The organism is Bacillus sp. ISL-78, assembly GCF_018613455.1.
GTDB lineage: Bacteria > Bacillota > Bacilli > Bacillales > DSM-1321 > Peribacillus > Peribacillus frigoritolerans.
In genome coordinates, this window is the sequence record NZ_JAGGQC010000008.1 from 83,175 (window position 1) to 102,493 (window position 19,319).

Below are 19,319 nucleotides of genomic sequence, written 5' to 3' on the forward strand. Positions count from 1 at the left end.
ATTTTAAATAGAAAAAAAAGCTTCAAATGTACTAAAGCGAAAGACAATATCAAAAGGTTAACCCCATCTTTGGTGTGAAAGCCCAAGACCATTTCTTATTTGAACCACAGCACCGATTTTTCAAATGGAATTCGATTAAAAACACTGTATCTCTTAATTTCAGTAAAAAGGATTGAGAAGCATTATTGCATCAATGGTATTTGGATTAGAAAGAAGTTTGTCTAGCTGCCTGTTTACCCGTGAAAATTATGTCTTTCCGTAGGAAATGTCCTGCGAAGTCTTTGGGAAGTTTTGCATCTTTCTTTTTCTAAGATGGAAGGGACATGGTGTTTACATTCCTGGTCATTTGTTGTATTTACGTTTATTTTACAGACTTCATCTAAGGAAAATGGTGATTTTTTTAGATGATATTACCTTGCAGAATGATTTGGATTGTTGAAAATGCGGATACATCCATTATCTTACGCTCAACGATTTTCCTTGTTTTCGTAAAATTGTAACAATTAAAAAAACTTCTTCAAATGAAAACAAAAGTGTTATACAATAAAACAAAAACAAATAAAGATAAACGGGGGTAAAACAAAATGGTTAATAATTTATGGAATGATAAAGAAGCGTCAAAAGTGACATCTGGAGTAGAAGAACTGGTATATCGGTCTAATTTAATCGGTACAGATCGAGCCGTCTGCAACTGGGGAGGCGGCAATACATCCATGAAAACAATGGAAAAGGATTTTCGTGGCCGGGAAATTGAAGTCATATGGGTTAAAGGAAGCGGTTCCGACCTAGCAACAATGAAAGCGGGCAATTTCACAGGTTTGAATCTAGCGGAAATTCACCCATTAATCGAGCGTGATGACATGCCTGATGCAGATATGGTTGAATATTTGTCACACTGCATGATCGACAGTAAGCATCCACGAATGTCGATTGAAACTTTACTTCATGCCTTCCTTCCCTTTAAACATGTTGACCACACACATCCAGATGCAATTATTAGTCTTTGCTGTGCAGACAATGGAAAAGAAGTCGCCAATGAAATTTTCGGTGATCGTTTTGTCTGGGTACCATATGAGCGCCCTGGCTTCACTTTGTCTAAAATGATCGCAAAAGGTGTGAAAAATAACCCGCAAGCCGAGCTTGTTTTAATGGAAAAACACGGATTGGTTACTTGGGGTGAAGCATCGAAAGAAGCCTATGAAAAAACCATTTCGATCATAACGGAAGCAGAAGAGTTTATTAAAAGCCGCCAGCATGAAGAAGATGCATTTGGTGGACAGGCATTTGACTCTTTAACTGAAGCAGAGCGCAAAAAGGTACTTGCTTCTATTATGCCGGTTATCCGCGGTGCTGTGGGCGAGGAGAAAAAAATGCTTTTAACCTTTGACGATGCAGATGATGTCCTGCAATTTTTGAACAGCAAAAATGCGGCAGCCCTATCACAAGTCGGTGCCGCTTGCCCGGATCACCTTGTACATACAAAAATGAAGCCACTTTTCATTAACTGGGATCCTCAAAATGAACGGACTGAATCCTTGGTGGAAAAAGTTAAAACGGGTATTCAACAATATAAGGAAGAGTATAAGCAATACTTCGAGCGCAATAAAAACGAAGGAGATGTGATGTTTGAGGTGGCACCACGAGTTATTTTGATTCCAGGTGTCGGAATGGTCAACACAGGCAGAAACGTAGCCATGGCAAACGTGAGCGGAGCACTTTACCATCGAGCGATTGCGGTTATGAAAGGGGCAACAGCAATTGGCGAGTTCGTATCTCTCAGTGAAAATGAGTCATATAACGTTGAATACTGGCCACTTGAGCTTTATAAATTGTCTCTTTCACCGGCAGAAGCGGAGTTCTCACGGAAAGTAGCCTTCATTACAGGCGGTGCGGGCGGAATTGGCAGCGCAACAGCACGGCGTTTAGTTTCTGAAGGTGCCCATGTAGTTCTAGCTGATTTAAATATTGAAGGTGCTGAAAAAGTTGCGGATGAAATCAATAAAGAATACGGGGAAATACGTGCTGCAGCTTTTAAAATGGATGTTACCAGTGAAGAGCAGGTACAGGATGCCTTTGAGAAATCAGCTCTTACATTTGGGGGAATTGATATTATCGTCAACAATGCCGGCCTTGCCACATCCAGCCCGTTTGATGAAACAACCTTAAAAGAATGGAACCTAAACATGAATGTACTGGGGACAGGCTATTTCCTTGTAGCACGTGAAGCTTTTAAGCAAATGAAACAACAGGGAACAGGAGGAAATATGGTATTTGTGGGATCGAAAAACTCTGTTTACGCTGGAAAAAATGCTTCTGCTTACAGTTCAGTCAAAGCACTTGAAACACATCTAGCACGATGCATTGCAGTGGAAGGCGGGGATTTCGGAATCCGTGTTAATTCTGTTTTGCCAGACGCCGTATTACAAAGATCTTCCATTTGGGGATCGGCTTGGCGTCAAGAGCGTGCCGCTGCATACGGAATAGAACCAGACCAGCTTGAAGATCATTACAAAAAACGTACGACATTGCTAGTCAACATATTCCCGGAAGACATTGCTGAGTCCATAGCGTTTTTCGCTTCATCAAAAGCAGACAAAACAACGGGTTGTATGGTCACTGTAGACGGCGGTGTACCTGGAGCTTTTAATCGCTGAATAGGTTTTGCCTGCTTTCTTGGATTTTGTTGCTTTAAGTGGAGGGTTTGTCATAGGTGGAATCAATCTATCGAAAAATAATAGATTAAGTATGTACTGCCCATTATGATAATTGAAGAATATGTGAAAAGGTAGTAGGAATCATGGAGTAATCAATTCAATCCGTTAAAAGGGTGGGACGATATGACAATTAAAGAACAGTACGAAACAGCGAAACAAGCGTATTCGAATTGGGGAATTGATGTTGATGCGGCACTCGAAACGCTGAAAAAAGTGCCCATTTCGATTCATTGCTGGCAGGGTGATGATATTGGTGGATTTGAAGTGAACAAAAGTGAATTATCTGGCGGTATTGATATAACGGGAAATTATCCAGGAAAAGCCACTACGCCGGAAGAGCTGCGCATGGATTTTGAAAAAGCGCTATCTCTTATTCCGGGGAAACATCGGGTCAATTTGCATGCCATTTATGCGGAAACAAATGGAGAAGCAGTCGAACGCGATCAGCTTGAGCCAAAGCACTTCGAAAACTGGTTGAATTGGGCTAAAGAAAACGGTCTTGGTTTGGATTTTAACCCGACACTATTTTCCCATGAAAAAGCAGCAGACGGCTTGACACTTTCTCATCCAAATGAAGAAATTCGTGAATTCTGGATTGATCATTGCATCGCCAGCCGAAAAATCGGAGAGTACTTTGGCCGTGAACTAGGCAATCCCTGCTTAACAAATATATGGATTCCTGACGGCTACAAAGATATTCCAAGCGACCGTTTGACACCGAGAAAGAGATTAAAAGAATCCCTTGATCGAATTTTTACAGCAGAAGTGGATGAAACATGTAATTGGGATGCTGTGGAAAGTAAAGTATTCGGTATTGGCTCCGAGTCATATGTCGTAGGATCGCATGAATTCTACCTTGGCTACGCACTGAAAAATAACAAGATTTGCTTAGTGGATACGGGTCATTATCATCCGACTGAAACTGTATCGAACAAAATTTCTTCGATGCTATTATACAGTGATAAACTAGCACTTCATGTTTCGCGCCCGGTTCGATGGGACAGTGACCACGTCGTAATTTTAGACGATGAGCTTCGTGAAATTGCGCTTGAAATTGTTCGCAATGATGCATTAAACCAGGTGATCATTGGTCTTGATTTCTTTGATGCCAGCATCAACCGTGTTGCTGCCTGGACGATTGGTACGCGTAATATGATTAAGGCCCTCTTATATGCCTTACTTGTACCGAACGATCATTTGAAAGAGCTGCAAGAAAAAGGCGATTTTACTGAGCGACTGGCATTAATGGAGGAATTTAAAACCTATCCATTTGGTGCAATTTGGGATTATTATTGTGAAAAAATGAATGTGCCGGTAAAGGAAAGATGGCTGACGCAAGTGAAAGAATATGAACGTGATGTCTTAGCAAAGCGTTAAAATAACAAGTTGTCCTGAATCCGCAAACCGATGTGTGACTAATTCTGCAGTATTAATATGGGGTCTATCGATTCGTCCCGAGTGAATGGTGAATGGTCTGGAATTACCGAAATATAACGAAGAAGTGGAGAAAAAGTAAAAAAGTTTTTGTTTAAATTAGAAAATTAATATAGTTAAAAAGGAAAACTTATTAGAAAGGTAATTCCTTTATAAAATATACCTATAACGATCTATGACACAGGTCTTTCTATGGGTATATTTTTTTTGATTGCACGTTAATAAATAGACATGAAAGCTAGTCAATTTGTGTTAAATCCGGAATGAGAGTCTCGTGCAACAAATTGATTTAACCAGTTGAAAATTAGACTGAGGATTGAGGAGGAATCGTTAAAGTAACTTTTTCTAAAAAGGGAGGATTTGGATTGAAGGTATCAATCTACAGTTTAAGATAATAAAAGCACTATGAAAAAAGGATATAGAAAATGTAATGACGTAGACTGCTTTGTAATTTTCCAATACAACTAAAAATGAAACACTATGAGCAAGTGAAACTATATAAAAATATTATTTGAATTTTAAAAAAGTTTGTGAAATTTAAATTGACAAACCTTTCAAAAACAGTAAAAATCAATAATAAAAAGAAAAAAGTGATGGGGTTCAAATGTACAATAGAGATATTTTTAATACATATAGAAGAGAATGGGAAAGGCGCTCACTCTTGTTGCTAAAATACGATTTTTTCAGTTTCCATCTCGCTTTTTGTGTAAGTTAGTGGTTGAACATAACAGAGAAGGACATGGCTGGACAATAAATTATAGGGAAACCTGAAAGTATATAAAGGTTTCCTATTTTAGTAAAGAAATTAAGGTTATACTCCCGGTAAAATCCATCATTTATGAAACCGTTTTCTTAGAAAGAAGCAGCGGTGAATGGAACCGGAAGAGAAAAGCACTTCTTAAGTCATTCCTTATTACAATATCCATGATACGTGCTAAAGTTTAGAATTTAAGAAAGAAGGTAGCTAATCATGTTAAGGATGCCCATCTTTTTTATTTTGTTTTTATTTATACTAAGCGGCTGTGATCATTCTACAGAATACGAGATTATTTACAATGATGAAGAAAGTATCGACGTTAATACAAAACCTGTCGAGAATAAAAAAGATTCGTATACGATAGCTGTTATACCTAAAATTGACGGAATACCTTATTTTAAAGCGGTAGAGGAGGGGGCGTTGGAGGCGGGAAAAGACTTAGGTGTTAAGGTCATATATACAGGCCCACCTACCCCCAGCTCTGAAAAGCAGGAAGAGATTATAACAAAATTAATTGAAAAAAAAGTGGACGTAATTGCGGTATCTGCAAATGATCCATATAAATTAGGCAGGGTGCTGAAAAAAGCAAAGCGTAAAGGAATCAAGGTGATCACCTGGGATTCTGATACTAATGCATCATACAGAAGCTTTTTTGTGAACATGATAGATCCTGAGATAATTGGCAGGCATGTAATGGATACTCTCGCTATTGAAATGGAAGAAAAAGGGGAGTTTGCGATTATGACGGGATCTCCTACCGCTGCCAATCTTAATACATGGATTGATTGGATTCAAATTCAACAAAAAGAATATTATCCAACTATGAAACTAGTTGAAGTGGAATATACAAACGAAGATATTCATAAAGCGTATAAGGTAACACAAAATTTATTTAAAAAATACCCGGACCTAAAAGGAATTATTGGTATTTCAACGGTTAATCCTCCTGCTGCGGCTCAGGCTGTGAAAGATGCAGGGGAAATCGGCAAGGTTGCTGTAGTCGGTACATCGACTCCTAATTTAATGAATGGGTATTTACAGGAAGGGGCTGCCCAGACCATTACGTTATGGAGTCCACAAAAGTTAGGTTACTTGACTGTTAGCCTAGCAAAAAACTTATTGAATGATGAATTTCCGTATGAAGGACAGAACATTAATAACATAGGTAGGATTAAATTCAAAGGTGATATGGTTATTATGGGAGAGCCCATCGATTTTACAAAGGGAAATGTGAACCAGTATGATTTTTAAAGGAAAAAAGCCTATCCTGATAAAAAACCTTCGTTTAACGACAAAACTAGTTACAACCTATACATTATTAACGGTTCTACCTATGGCCTTCCTTGGGTTAATTGCATACTGGCAATACACAAAATCAATAGAAGAAGAAGTAGGCGAATATATTCCCCGTCTTGTTAAACAGGTTAATGGCAACATTGAAAATGACATTCAAAAACTAGAGACCTTACCTGATTTAATTTATAATTCCGGTGATGTTATGGCTATTTTAAGAGACAGCCAATCAAAAAAAAAATCGGTTTTGCTACACGATGAATATATCATGAAGAGTTATTTGACAAGAACCTATTTAAATAACAATTCATCTCTTATTTTGGGGGCGTTTCTTGTTTCCAAGAATCGTACATTTGCAAGTACAAGTCTGCATTATGACAATTTTGGTTTTGAAGATGGTTCCTTGCCATATGCAGATGACCTAGGATTGCTAGGCGAGATGCAGTTGCTCCTTCCTAATCAGACTAATTTAACGTTTGAAGGGGATCCCTCCTATTTTATGCTGGTCAAAACAATTACTGATTTCGATAATAGAAAAAATTTAGGAACGCTCTATTTAGCCATCGATGTAGCCTTTTTTGAGCAATCACTTCAGGATTTGCAAAAGGAAAAGAATGTTACGATGTGGATCATGAATAAGCAGGGGAAGATAATTTATCATAAGGATCATTCAAAAATTGGTACAGTGGAAAAAGGGATACATGATTACCCATTACTGAATGGTAGTTTTCGTACAGAAATCGATGGAAAACGGAATTTAATCAGTATAAGTGAATCAAATGAGCTGCCATGGGTACTCGTTCATAGCATGCCTATCAAAAACATGACAGAAAAAACGGATGTTATCCGAAATGTAACAATTTTCGTTTTTATCCTTTTTACACTTATTACTACATTGATCTCTATCTTTTTTGCCTGGACCGTTACACGTCCACTAAACGAATTAGGAGATATAATGAAGCGGGTGGAAAAAGGTGATTTATTAGTAGATATACCTATACATTCCGAGGATGAAGTCGGGATGCTCGCGAACAGTTTTCGATCAATGCTTGCAGAGATAAGAGAGCTGATTCATAAAAACTACCACATTGAACTGCGAAAAAAAACAGCTGAATTATACGCCCTTCAATCTCAAATAAATCCTCACTTTATGTATAATACGCTGGAAACCATAGGCATGGCTGTGGAAGAAGGAGAGAGCGATGAAGTCGTGAAGATGGTGACTCTGCTTGGTAGAATGATGCGCTTTTCAATCAGTAATAAAGAAAGCTTGGTTCTTATAAACAGTGAGGTTCAGCACATTGAAGATTATTTAAGCATCCAACAATTCCGTTTTGAAGATCGTTTGCATTTTATGATAGAAAAAGGAGCAGATGTAGTTAATTATTATATACCCAAGTTTGTTTTACAGCCAATCGTTGAAAATTCCATTAAATATGGATTGGAAAAAAGAAAGGAAATAGACATTCAGATACATATTTCTGAAGAGGAAACTCAGACAGGTGAGGAATATCTTTTGCTGATAGTCAGTGATAACGGACCAGGGATGACAGAAAGCAAATTGATTGAATTAAATGAAAAGTTACGTTTGGATCCAATGATGAAACGGGACTCTGGCTTTGGGATTATCAATGTAAATGCAAGAATTGGCATGATGTTCGGGGAACAATATAATCTTCAAATTAATAGCGAATACGGAAAGGGAACGAGTGTGATTATCCGACTTCCCAAAATAAATGCCCAACAAGTAAGCATGTATGTTCAAGGAGAGGAGAAGAACAGAGATGATACAAAGGGTCAGGACGGTCATTGTAGATGATGAACCAAGGATTAGAAGAGGCATAGAAAGACTAGTACAATCTTGTGGGGAAGAGTGGCATGTTGTAGGTGTTTACTCCGATGGTCAAGAGGCATACGATGCAATTATCAATCAAGTAGAAGAAGTTGATGTATTAATTACAGATGTACAAATGCCTGTCATGGACGGGTTAACGTTAATTCAACATTTGAAAAAAACTAAACCAAGGCTATTTCCATTCATTATAAGCGGGTATGATGATTTTCTCTATGTACAGACTGCCCTAAGGGAAGGAGCTGTCGATTATATATTGAAACCGATTGATCGAGAAAAGTTTAAACTGCAGTTGAAGACTGTGCAGGAAAAAGTAATTGAGGCACGAAAGGAAAGGGAAAAGATAGGAGAAATAGAAGAAAGAGCCTTGATATTAACCCATGAAAAGCAGCTTCAATTGCTGATGGAAATTACGTGGAAAGATGCAATGGACTTATCATTACTTGAATGGACGCGGCAATTTCCAGAAGGAACCTATTCCCTGATCCATATTGGAATCGATCATACATCTGCCAAGACCCAAAGTTTTTCACCAGAAGATTGGGGTGGATGGAATGATGTAATAAAAAAACTTATAACAGACTTACTAGATGATCATTCAATGCATTGGATGTGGAAAGATAGTCTACATGCTAGTTGGTTTTTGATTAAGGATACTACCCCTACAGCTTTGGAGCAATTGTGTATAACATTAAAAACAAGTGTCCAACGGCAAACCCCTTTTACGGTTTCCATTGCCCTTGCGAATGAGTTTAATGACCTTACCCTTTTAGTAAATATTAAAGATGAATTACGATCTACCTTGCAATATCGAATGATACAAGGAGGCAATAAAATTTTCAGAACTGAAATGCTTAAACATGTATCATATAATAAAGTGATTGAAGTGCCGCCATCCATCTATAAATGGGCAGAAGAGACAGTGGAGGCGATGGAGCATGGTGAAGAAGCTGCCATTCGTTCTCTCAGGCAATTTTTTAACGAACTGAAAGATGTCACTTCCCCTTTCATAATACAAGAATCGGTTCGCTATTTGTCTATTAGAATTATTAATAAATGGATTAAAAGTGATGGTTTTAAAGACCTTCCGCTTTTACTTGAGGAAGCATTTAGCATTGCCGAGGATTCTTCTCATTTTAATCATTTAAAAAAGGAGACGGAGCGCTGGGTCATGAATATGTTAAAAAAGCAAGCAGCATTTCAAAATGACCAAACAGATCCCATACGCCAGGCAAAAGAATGGATTCTAAAACATATAGGCGATAACATCACAATAAAAAAAATCGCCAATCATGTCCATTTAAATTCAACCTATTTTTGTGAGTATTTTAAAAATCAGACAGGTGAAACCGTGCTTGACTATGTAACTAATGAACGGTTAAAAGTGGCGAAGGAATTATTAAGTCATACAGATTTAAAGATTTACGATATCGCTTCAAAAGTAGGCTATCAAGATACCAAATATTTTAGTCGGCTGTTTAAGCAATGGACAGGACAACTTCCGTCTCAATATCGAGATACTCATGAGTTTTTTGTGAAAAAGTAGAAGCTTCCATTCCGGAGCTTTTTTTTATGTCTACATTGAAAATGTCCCGAAGAAAATCCCCCCTACCCGAATTTTATCACCTACCAGCTTATACCAATTCCCTTTATAGTGAAAGTATCAGAAAAGAAAGCGCTTCCTTTATGAGGAAAACGCTTTCTTGATAAAAGACGAAATGGAACGGGAGTGTTTATATGACCTTAATTGGACCCTCACTTATGTGTGCAGATATGGGGAATTTACAAGAATCAGTAATGAGATTAGACCGTGCAGGTGTTGATTTCTTTCATCTAGATATAATGGATGGATCGTTTGTTCCTAATTTTACAATGGGCCCGGATCTAATTAAACGCATTAGGCAATTCTCGGATAAACCATTTGATGTTCACTTAATGGTTGAAAGACCGGAAGACCATTTAGATCTTTTCATTCAGTCGGGGGCAGATATGATTTCCATTCATGCAGAGGCAACTGCCCATTTACAGAGATCACTACAAAAGCTGAAGAATGATGGGATTAAGGCAGGGGTAGCCTTAAATCCATCAACCCCCATCACAGAGCTTGAACATGTATTGGATGTAGTCGATTATGTAACGGTGATGACGGTGAATCCTGGTTTTGCCGGACAGTCCTTTGTACCGCTTATGTATAAGAAAATAAAAAAGATAAAAGAATTAATTCAATCGGAAGGCTACCAAATTGATATTCAGGTAGATGGAAACATTGGGTTCGAAACCATTCCGGGTGTATTGAAAAATGGAGCCGACATGTTGGTTTGCGGGACGTCCTGTTTATTTAAAAACGATGTATTACTGGAAGATGCCGTTGGCCAACTCCGGGAATTCTTAGAGCAAATGAAAATGAAAAACGAGGGTTGTGCATGAAAGGGGTTGTAGTGGTAGGGAGTATTAATATGGATATTGTCGCAGTCACTAATCAGTATCCAGCGCATGGGGAAACGATTTTTGGAGAAAATATGAAACTATTAAGTGGTGGAAAAGGCGCAAATCAAGCAACGACGTGCGCTAAACTTGGAAAACCAGTAAAACTGATCGGTGCGGTTGGCGACGACGCATTCGGGCATGAAATAGAACGTTCTCTTCTTCAAAATAACGTGAACATATCTTCCTTGAAACATGTTGCAGAACATCCAACTGGATGCGCAGTCATTACAGTAGATGCTACAGCAGAAAACACCATGCTTGTCATTAAAGGGGCCAATGAACATTTGACAAGAAGTGATATTGACATTTGTTTTTCTACCATCATTGATGACTATGCTGTTTTACTTGTACAGATGGAAATTCCTAATGAGGCTGTTCTACAAGCAATGAAAAGGGCTAAAGAAAAAAATATGTTTATTATCCTGGACCCTGCTCCGGCAGAAGGGGTAACGACTGAAGCACTAACGTATGCCAATTTGATTACGCCGAATTGGCAGGAAACAAAAGTGTTGACTGGGATTGACGTCAACTCGAAGGAAAATGCATGCAAAGCGGGTGTTTTCTTTGAGAATCATTTTGGAGTGGAGAATAGCATTATTAAGTTGGGCCATAAAGGAGCATTGGTTTATCAAAACGGTGAAACAAACTTTATCGAGCCCATTGCTGTAAAAGCTGTTGATACAGTGGGGGCAGGAGACTCGTTCGCAGGAGCCCTTGCTTGTGCCATTGCAGATGGGGAGACGATCGAATCAGCAGCCGAGTTTGCTTCAATTGTAGCGGCGATGAAGGTAACGAAAATGGGGGCCCAAGATGGTGTGCCGAGGCTAGCAGAAGTGGAACATTTTTGTGAAACTAATAACATTAATTATTATGGTAAAAAACAAAAGTTGAATCAAATTTATGACTGATTAAGGTTGGAAAGGAGAGAAACATGTCTGATTTCTTATTGCAAATGACGAATGTCAGTAAAACCTTCCCAGGTGTAAAAGCACTGGATAGCGTTCAGCTTGAAGTGAAAAAAGGAGAAGTTCATGCGTTAATAGGTGAGAATGGTGCCGGGAAATCAACGCTCATTAAAATATTAGCTGGCATTTATCGACCGGACCCAGGCGCCAAGTTTTACTTTGAAGGAAAAGAAGCCGAAATTCAAAAACCGATTGATGCTACGCTAAAAGGCATTTCAATCATTTATCAGGATTTAAGTTTATTTTCAAACCTATCTGTAGCTGAAAATATCTATATTGGCCGGGATAGTGACAAAAAACCATGGAAAAAGATTAGATGGAAGGAGATGGAGGATACAGCAAAACGGGCACTTAAAGAACTAGAATTTGAGATTGATGTTCATACACCCGTTGAAAAATTAAGCATTGCTCAACAGCAGATGATTGAAATCGCCAGAGCCCTCGCTTTTGATTCCAAGTTAATTGTAATGGACGAACCGACTTCATCCCTATCCGCAGGGGAAGTTGAAAAGCTTTATAAAGTTATACAAAAATTAAAGGATCGCGGAATTTCCATAATCTTTGTCAGCCACAAGTTAAAAGAGTTATTTACTGTTTCCGATCGATTTACAATATTGCGAGATGGGAAATATGTCGGCACTTATGAAACTGAAGAACTTGATGAAGATAAATTAATCACACTAATGGTGGGACGTCAGATTTTATATAACAAGAATATGGTAAAAGGAAAAACAGGAAAAACTCTTTTGGAACTGAATGGTTTATCAAAAGAAGGTAACTTTAAAGATATTTCCTTTGAATTGAAAGCTGGAGAAGTCCTTGGGATTACAGGACTTGTCGGATCAGGAAGAACAGAGCTTGCACAAGCGATATTCGGGGTCAACAGGCCCTACGATGGAAGTATGAAAATAAATGGGGTTTCTACTAAAATCAACTCTTCTGAACATGCTGTAAAGCAAGGGATTGCATATATTCCAGAAAGCAGAAAAACGCAAGGTCTCATCCTTCGCCAGTCCATAATCAATAATATTTCATTACCTGTTTTGAAACAATTGAGAAATAAATTCAAATTGATTAAGCGAAAGGAAGAAGTTAAGCTGGCTGATCATTATATGAAAACGCTAGATGTTAGACCCGCTTTGCCTAAAAGGGCAGCTGGTGACCTATCAGGCGGAAATCAACAGAAAGTCGTGATCGGCAAGTGGCTTTCTACTAAACCACAAATCCTAATTATTGACGAACCGACGAATGGGATTGATATTGGGGCGAAGTCAGAAATTCATAAGTTAATGAGGGAACTGGCTGCTGAAGGAATAGGCATTATTGTGATTTCTTCAGAGCTTCCAGAAGTACTTGCTGTCAGTGATCGGATTTTGGTCATGAGACATGGAAGAATAGCCGGAGAGCTTGGTATAGAAGAAGCGACACAGGAAAATATCATGAATTATGCTCTGCTTGGTTCTCAATCTCCTTCCAAAAAAGGGCTTCCGCTAAAAGAGGAGGTACGTACATGAACGCCATTTTGAAGTCGAAGGAAATCAGCATCGCAATGATTGTTTTGCTTCTATGTATTACGTTGACATTCTTAAGCCCGTATTTTTTTACTGTAGACAATTTGCTGGATGTACTAAAAGGGAATGCTGTACTTGGAATTCTGGCGGTGGGTATGACACTTGTAATCATCACTGGCGGGATTGACGTATCGGTGGCCGCTGTTACAAGCGCTGTCTGTGTCATCGTTGGAAAAGTAATGATGCTCATGCCTGACCATCCCATCTCTATACTATTACTCTTTTTGATTGGGCCATTTCTTGGGGTTTGTTTAGGTGCACTGAATGGACTGCTTGTTGCAAAGGTTCAAATTCCAGCTATTGTCGTGACACTTGGAATGATGAGTATCATTAATGGGCTCGTGTTGTACATTACGAATGGACAGTATTTGAACAGCAGCAGTTTTCCAACCGTATTCATCAAGTTTGCCAGTTTTGAGATGTTTGGTATATCTATCATCATTCTAATTTTTATCGCCGTAGCACTGTTTACTTGGTATATTTTGAAATACACATTAATCGGTCGCGAAGTATTGGCGATTGGCGGTAATAAAGATTCAGCCATTCGGGTTGGGATAAATTTTGACAAAGTTCAAATATTTGTTTTCTCCTATATGGGGTTTCTTGCAGGAATAGCAGCCATTGCTCAAACAGCATATACAAAGTCTGTGGATCCTAATGGAATGCTTGGTCTGGAGCTGATGGTCATAGCAGCCGTTGTTTTGGGCGGTGCGAACATCATGGGGGGGCGCGGTACCATTTTGGGAACTGTTTTGGGCGTTCTTCTGCTAGGCATTGTACAAAATGGACTTATCTTGGCAAAAATTGATACCTTCTGGCAAAAAGTATTCACTGGATTGATTATATTACTGGCTGTGTCATACGACCACATTCAATATAAACGCTCAAAAGATAAGTTAGCGAAAATTGAAGTGGAAGCGTAAGAAAGAGGTGAAAAAATGAAACGGCTTTCAATATCAAAAGAAAATACTTTAGGTGTAATTACAGCAGGCTTGTTTGTGTTAATGAGTTTTTCAATACCTGGATTCTTTTCTTCAAATAATTTAACCAATATGATGTTCCAGCTCCCGGAGTTTGGTTTAATCGCATTAGCAATGATGGTGGTGATTGTAACTGGAGGGATTGACCTATCGATTACGTATACAGCTGCCTTGTCTGGCGTGACAATCGCACTTATGGCAAGCAGCGGATACCCAATGCTAGGCGCAATCTTAATCGGTGTTTTAGTCGGGCTGAGTTGCGGATTGATTAACGGCGTACTCATCTCAAAAATCGGTGTTTCGCCAATACTGGTAACACTCGGAACGATGGTGCTTTTTGAAGGTTTGATCTTAAGCATTACGAAAGGAAATTCAATTTCAGGATTCAGTGAGGGTTATAGCTTAATTGGAAACGGCTACTATATGGGGATCGTTCCTCTTTCCATCATTATTTTTGTACTATTTGCAATAATAACAGCTATATTGCTGTCAAAAACCAAATGGGGCAGAAGTGTTTATATGGTGGGTAGCAATCCGATCGCCACATTATTTTCAGGTATAAATAATAGCAAGGTATTAATGAGGGTTTACTTATATGCGGCACTTCTTGCCACAATTGCTTCCATTATTATGACATCCCGTTATAATACTGCAAAAGTGGATCTGGGATCTTCTTATTTATTACAAAGTGTAGCGGCAGCCGTACTTGGCGGAACTGAAATTCAAGGTGGTTATGGCAAAGTTATCGGCACTGTTTACGCAGTGGTCATTTTCCAAATGTTATCAAGTGGATTGAACTTAATGGGTGTACCACGATCGATCGTGACTGTGATGATGGGGGTTATTTTAATCACGGTATTGGTCATAAACTTCGTGAAAACGAAATTAGATGAAAAAAGTCAAAAGAAGTTACCTTCAAACTCTGTAGCGTAATTTACATGACCATGTAATCTCTGAAAATACTTTAGTGAAAAATCAGAAAAATTGTAAGGGGGATCATTATGAAGAAAATGACGGGGATATTGGCAACAGCTATTTTAGCTGGGGGACTGTTAGCAGGCTGTGTATCACAAGAAGGAGCATCGGGGAACAGTGAAAAAGAAACAAGTGGCGGAGGTGGTAATGAGAAGTTGAAAATTGCCGTAGTTCCAAAATTAATGGGGATACCATATTTCAATGCTTCTGAAAAAGGAGCGATTCAAGCAGGTAAAGATCTTGGTGTGGAAACCATTTACACAGGACCTACGGAACCGGATGCTGCACAGCAAGTAAAAGTCATTGAAGACTTAATTAGTCAAGATGTGGATGTAATCGCAGTAGCACCAAATGACGCTGCATCACTCTCACCAGTCCTTCAAAAGGCGAAGGATGAAGGAATAATTGTAATGGATTGGGATACACCAGCTGATCAATCCCTTGTAGAATTATCTGTCCACCAAATAGACGATGAAGCATACGGTCGCCATATCGCTAAATCACTCGTAAAACAAATGGGTGTTGAAAAAGGGCAAATCGCTATATTAACTGGAGGGCTTTCAGCAGCAAACTTAAACACCTGGATTGATGCAGCAAAAAAAGAACTGGAAGAGAATTATCCAGGTATTGAATTAGTATCGGATAAAATCGCGACAGATGAAAAACAACAGGTGGCATACCAAAAAACACTGGATTTAATAAAATCAAATCCTGAATTAAAAGGAATCATGGCTTTTTCTACTCCGGCACCTCTTGGGGCAGCCCAAGCTGTTCAGGAAAAAGGACTGCAAGAAGATATAACAGTTGTTGGAACTGCTCTACCGAAAGACTCTTCACCATATTTAAATGATGGATCTCTAGATGTAGCCATTCTTTGGGAGCCAGACAAACTAGGTTATTTAACAGTTGCCCTCGCCAAACGTCTAGCTGAAGGGGAGAAACCAGAAGATGGTTTGAAAGTTGAAAATGTAGGTGAAATTGACGTGTGGGAGGATGGAAAAACAATCATCATGGGACCACCGACAGATTTTACGAAAGACAATGCAGCTGATTTTAATTTTTAAGGTTAGATTGACCGAAAAGTCCCCTCTCAACTATCTAGAGGGGCCTTTTTATTAAATATCATTGCGAGACTTGCATGTTAGGAGATGATGAAGGGATGAATGAGAGATATACAATCGGAATTGATTTTGGCACTGAATCAGGAAGAGTGCTGCTAGTAGATATAGAGAACGGAAATGAAATGGCTACACATGTTACACCTTATCGTCATGGAGTATTGTCTAATAGGCTTCCAGACGGATGTAAACTTGAAAAAGATTGGGCTCTCCAGCATCCAGGTGATTATTTGGACGTTTTATACACTTCTGTTCCTGAAGTGATTCGGTTAAGCGGAGTAGATGCGAATGATGTGATAGGCATTGGAATCGATTTTACCTCATGTACCATTTTGCCTGTTGATAAGAAAGGAAATCCCCTTTGTTTTGATGAGAAGTGGAAAAGGGACCCTCACAGTTGGGTCAAATTATGGAAGCATCATGCCGCACAAAAAGAAGCGGATGATATTACACGCATTGCACAGGCAACGAATCAACCATTCCTGCAACGATATGGCGGGAAAATTTCTTCTGAATGGATGTTCCCTAAGATTTTACAAGTGTTACGTGAATCACCTGATATCTATGAAGAAACGGATCTATTTATGGAAGCCGGAGATTGGATTACCTTCCGACTGACGAATGAGCTGGTACGCAGCAGTAATATGAGCGGTTATAAAGCATTTTGGGATAAAAAAGATGGATATCCGGACCCTGCTTTTTTAGCGGCTATTGATGAACGTCTTCTGGATATACTGGATACAAAAATGCGTGGTGAAGTATTACCCATTGCTGGACGGTCGGGTGGTTTAACAGAAGGGATGGCTAAGAAGATGGGGTTGAAATCTGGTACGGCTGTTTCTGTATCCATAATCGATGCCCATGCAGGTGTTCCAGCTGTAGGAGCTGTCCATCCAGGCCAATTTGTGATGACGATGGGAACCTCTACTTGCCACATGTTAATTTCTGAGAAAAAACAAACAGTAGAAGGTATTTGTGGAGTAGTGGAGGATGGAATAATTCCCGGATCATTCAGTTATGAAACGGGTCAGGTGGCTGTTGGCGATTCGTTTGCATGGTATATTGAGCAAACTGCTCCTGAGTATGTAAAGAAAGAAGCTGAGCAAGAAGGTGTCAATCTACATAGCTTACTGGAAAAAAAGGCTTCTCGCTTAAGGCCTGGTCAATCTGGGTTAGTGGCGTTAGATTGGTGGAATGGCAACCGAACAGTCCTTGTAGATGCGAACTTGTCAGGTGTGATAGCAGGGATTACTCTTTCCACGAAGCCGGAAGAAATATACCGTGCACTTTTAGAATCAACAGCCTTTGGAACAAGGAAAATCCTTGAAACCTTTGAGAATGATGGTATAGAGATAAACGATTTGTTTGCCTGTGGCGGATTACCTCAAAAAAATAAACTGTTAATGCAGATATATGCCGATATTTTAAATCGTGAAATTAAAATCGCGGATGGGGAACAAGTGGTTGCATTAGGAGCAGCCATATACGCTGCCACGGCTGCCGGCCGTATAAATGGTGGGTATGATTCCATAGAGGAGGCATCCTCTAAGATGGCAAAAGTAAAAGAAGATACTTTTATACCGGTTAAAGAAAATGTAAGTATTTATCAACAACTGTATGCTTATTATTTAGAACTGCATGACTTCTTTGGCCGCGATCATATTTCCATAATGCACGGTTTAAAGAAATTGAGGAGTGTGGACTAATGATACATATTGCGGTGGATATTGGTGCTTCAAGTGGCCGGCTGGTCTTAGGGAAAATGGAGAACGGGAAATTAGTAATTGAAGAAATCCATCGATTTGCGAATGGTTTCACCTCCCAAAATGAAACCTGTTTTTGGGATATTGATCATTTATTGAATGAAATCTTAAAGGGGTTAGAATCAGCAAAAAAGCTTGGATACGACCACTGTACACTTGGAATTGATACGTGGGGAACGGATTACGTATTGTTGGATGATAATGGACACAGAGTGCAAGAAGTTATCTCTTATCGTGATAAGCGCACCGAAAATACAATCGAAAAGGTCACAAGAACACTACCTAAAGAAATCATTTATCAAAAAACGGGGATTCAATTCTTATCATTTAACACGTTATACCAATTGTACGAAGAAGATATAAAGAACCTGAAAGTCACTAGGAATGTCATGACTGTGCCAGATTATTTAGGTTACTGCCTAACGGGGAAAAAGGTCACAGAAGTTACAAGTGCTTCTTCGATGCAATTATTGAATGTAAACACGAAGAAGTTTGATGAAGAGTTACTAAACCTGATTGCATTGTCAAAAGATCAATTCCCGCCTTTTGTTAATCCGGGAGAACGATTAGGGAAACTGATGAAAGAACGTTTTTCTACTTTTGATCTTCCCAATACAGAAGTGATTATCGTTGCTTCACATGATACTGCTTCCGCCATAGTCGGTTCACCTGGTAATGGAGAGAAATGGGCCTATATTAGTAGCGGAACGTGGTCGTTGCTTGGGATTGAAAGCGATAAACCGATAGTGAATGAGTTAGCCCTTAAAAACAATTATACAAATGAATGGGGTGCATACGGAACCTACCGCTTTCTGAAAAATATCATTGGTATGTGGGTTATTCAAGAGGTCAGAAGACATTTAAAGGAAGACTATAACTTCGAGCAGTTTGTATATGAGGCAGAGAAAATAAAGGTGTGCACGCAGTTCATCAACTTTAATGATAAACGATTTTTAAATCCAGAAAATATGATTCAAGAAATTCAGCAGTATTGTCGGGAGACGAATCAGGAGATTCCACATACAGTGGGCGAATTAGCGAACTGTATATTTACAAATATGTCTATTATTTATGCGATGTCCATTCGGCAAATAGAAGAGATAACCGGGAAAAGAATCGAGCAACTTCATATTGTCGGAGGAGGGGCGAAAAATGAATTCGTTAATCAACTTACAGCAGACCTTAGCGGGAAAACCATATACGCTGGACCAACGGAGGCTACGGCGATTGGGAATATACTAGTACAAATGATTTCAGGCAATGAAATAAGCGATTTACAAACGGCACGTCAGTTAATAGAACACTCGTTCCTTATAAAAAAATATGAGCCAAAAGAAAAAATTGAATCATCATCTCTGATTGAAAAATTCAAACAAGCAATTTCCATGAAAGAAGAATGTAAATAATAGG

The 19,319-nt window shown here is 39.0% G+C and carries 13 protein-coding genes; all 13 read left to right on the top strand.

Annotated elements, in window-relative coordinates; all coding sequences use genetic code 11:
• The first annotated feature begins 584 nt into the window (after positions 1-584).
• Positions 585-2,654, top strand: a complete 2,070-nt coding sequence (locus J7I96_RS10285) for a bifunctional aldolase/short-chain dehydrogenase (protein WP_214767587.1) — start codon at positions 585-587, stop codon at positions 2,652-2,654.
• Between the two features lie 183 nt (positions 2,655-2,837).
• A complete protein-coding gene (gene rhaA, locus J7I96_RS10290) occupies positions 2,838-4,091 on the top strand; it encodes an L-rhamnose isomerase (protein WP_214767590.1) in 1,254 nt (417 codons plus the stop codon).
• Between the two features lie 1,027 nt (positions 4,092-5,118).
• Positions 5,119-6,156 (top strand): autoinducer 2 ABC transporter substrate-binding protein, encoded by a 1,038-nt coding sequence (locus J7I96_RS10295; protein WP_214767592.1) that lies wholly within the window; start codon positions 5,119-5,121, stop codon positions 6,154-6,156.
• On the top strand, positions 6,146-8,017 hold the full coding sequence (locus J7I96_RS10300) for a cache domain-containing sensor histidine kinase (RefSeq protein ID WP_214767595.1): 1,872 nt from the start codon (positions 6,146-6,148) through the stop codon (positions 8,015-8,017). Before J7I96_RS10295 ends, J7I96_RS10300 begins: the two co-directional genes overlap by 11 nt.
• A complete protein-coding gene (locus J7I96_RS10305; RefSeq protein WP_214767598.1) occupies positions 7,983-9,596 on the top strand; it encodes a response regulator in 1,614 nt (537 codons plus the stop codon). Before J7I96_RS10300 ends, J7I96_RS10305 begins: the two co-directional genes overlap by 35 nt.
• A gap of 191 nt (positions 9,597-9,787) precedes the next feature.
• Positions 9,788-10,477: a ribulose-phosphate 3-epimerase gene (gene rpe, locus J7I96_RS10310; RefSeq protein WP_214767601.1), complete on the top strand. Its 690-nt coding sequence runs from the start codon at positions 9,788-9,790 to the stop codon at positions 10,475-10,477.
• A complete protein-coding gene (gene rbsK / locus J7I96_RS10315) occupies positions 10,474-11,445 on the top strand; it encodes a ribokinase (protein WP_214923882.1) in 972 nt (323 codons plus the stop codon). The genes rpe and rbsK overlap by 4 nt, the downstream gene beginning before the upstream one ends.
• A 23-nt stretch (positions 11,446-11,468) precedes the next feature.
• A complete protein-coding gene (locus J7I96_RS10320; RefSeq protein WP_214767606.1) occupies positions 11,469-13,016 on the top strand; it encodes a sugar ABC transporter ATP-binding protein in 1,548 nt (515 codons plus the stop codon).
• On the top strand, positions 13,013-13,996 hold the full coding sequence (locus J7I96_RS10325; protein ID WP_214767608.1) for an ABC transporter permease: 984 nt from the start codon (positions 13,013-13,015) through the stop codon (positions 13,994-13,996). Before J7I96_RS10320 ends, J7I96_RS10325 begins: the two co-directional genes overlap by 4 nt.
• A 15-nt stretch (positions 13,997-14,011) precedes the next feature.
• Entirely contained in the window at positions 14,012-14,986 is a 975-nt protein-coding gene (locus J7I96_RS10330; protein WP_214767610.1) for an ABC transporter permease, read from the top strand.
• A gap of 68 nt (positions 14,987-15,054) precedes the next feature.
• Positions 15,055-16,092, top strand: coding sequence for an autoinducer 2 ABC transporter substrate-binding protein (locus J7I96_RS10335; RefSeq protein ID WP_214767612.1), 1,038 nt, complete (start codon positions 15,055-15,057; stop codon positions 16,090-16,092).
• Positions 16,093-16,187: 95 nt separating this feature from the next.
• Positions 16,188-17,852: a ribulokinase gene (locus J7I96_RS10340; RefSeq protein ID WP_214767614.1), complete on the top strand. Its 1,665-nt coding sequence runs from the start codon at positions 16,188-16,190 to the stop codon at positions 17,850-17,852.
• On the top strand, positions 17,852-19,315 hold the full coding sequence (rhaB, locus tag J7I96_RS10345) for a rhamnulokinase (protein WP_214923880.1): 1,464 nt from the start codon (positions 17,852-17,854) through the stop codon (positions 19,313-19,315). Before J7I96_RS10340 ends, rhaB begins: the two co-directional genes overlap by 1 nt.
• Positions 19,316-19,319: the final 4 nt, after the last annotated feature.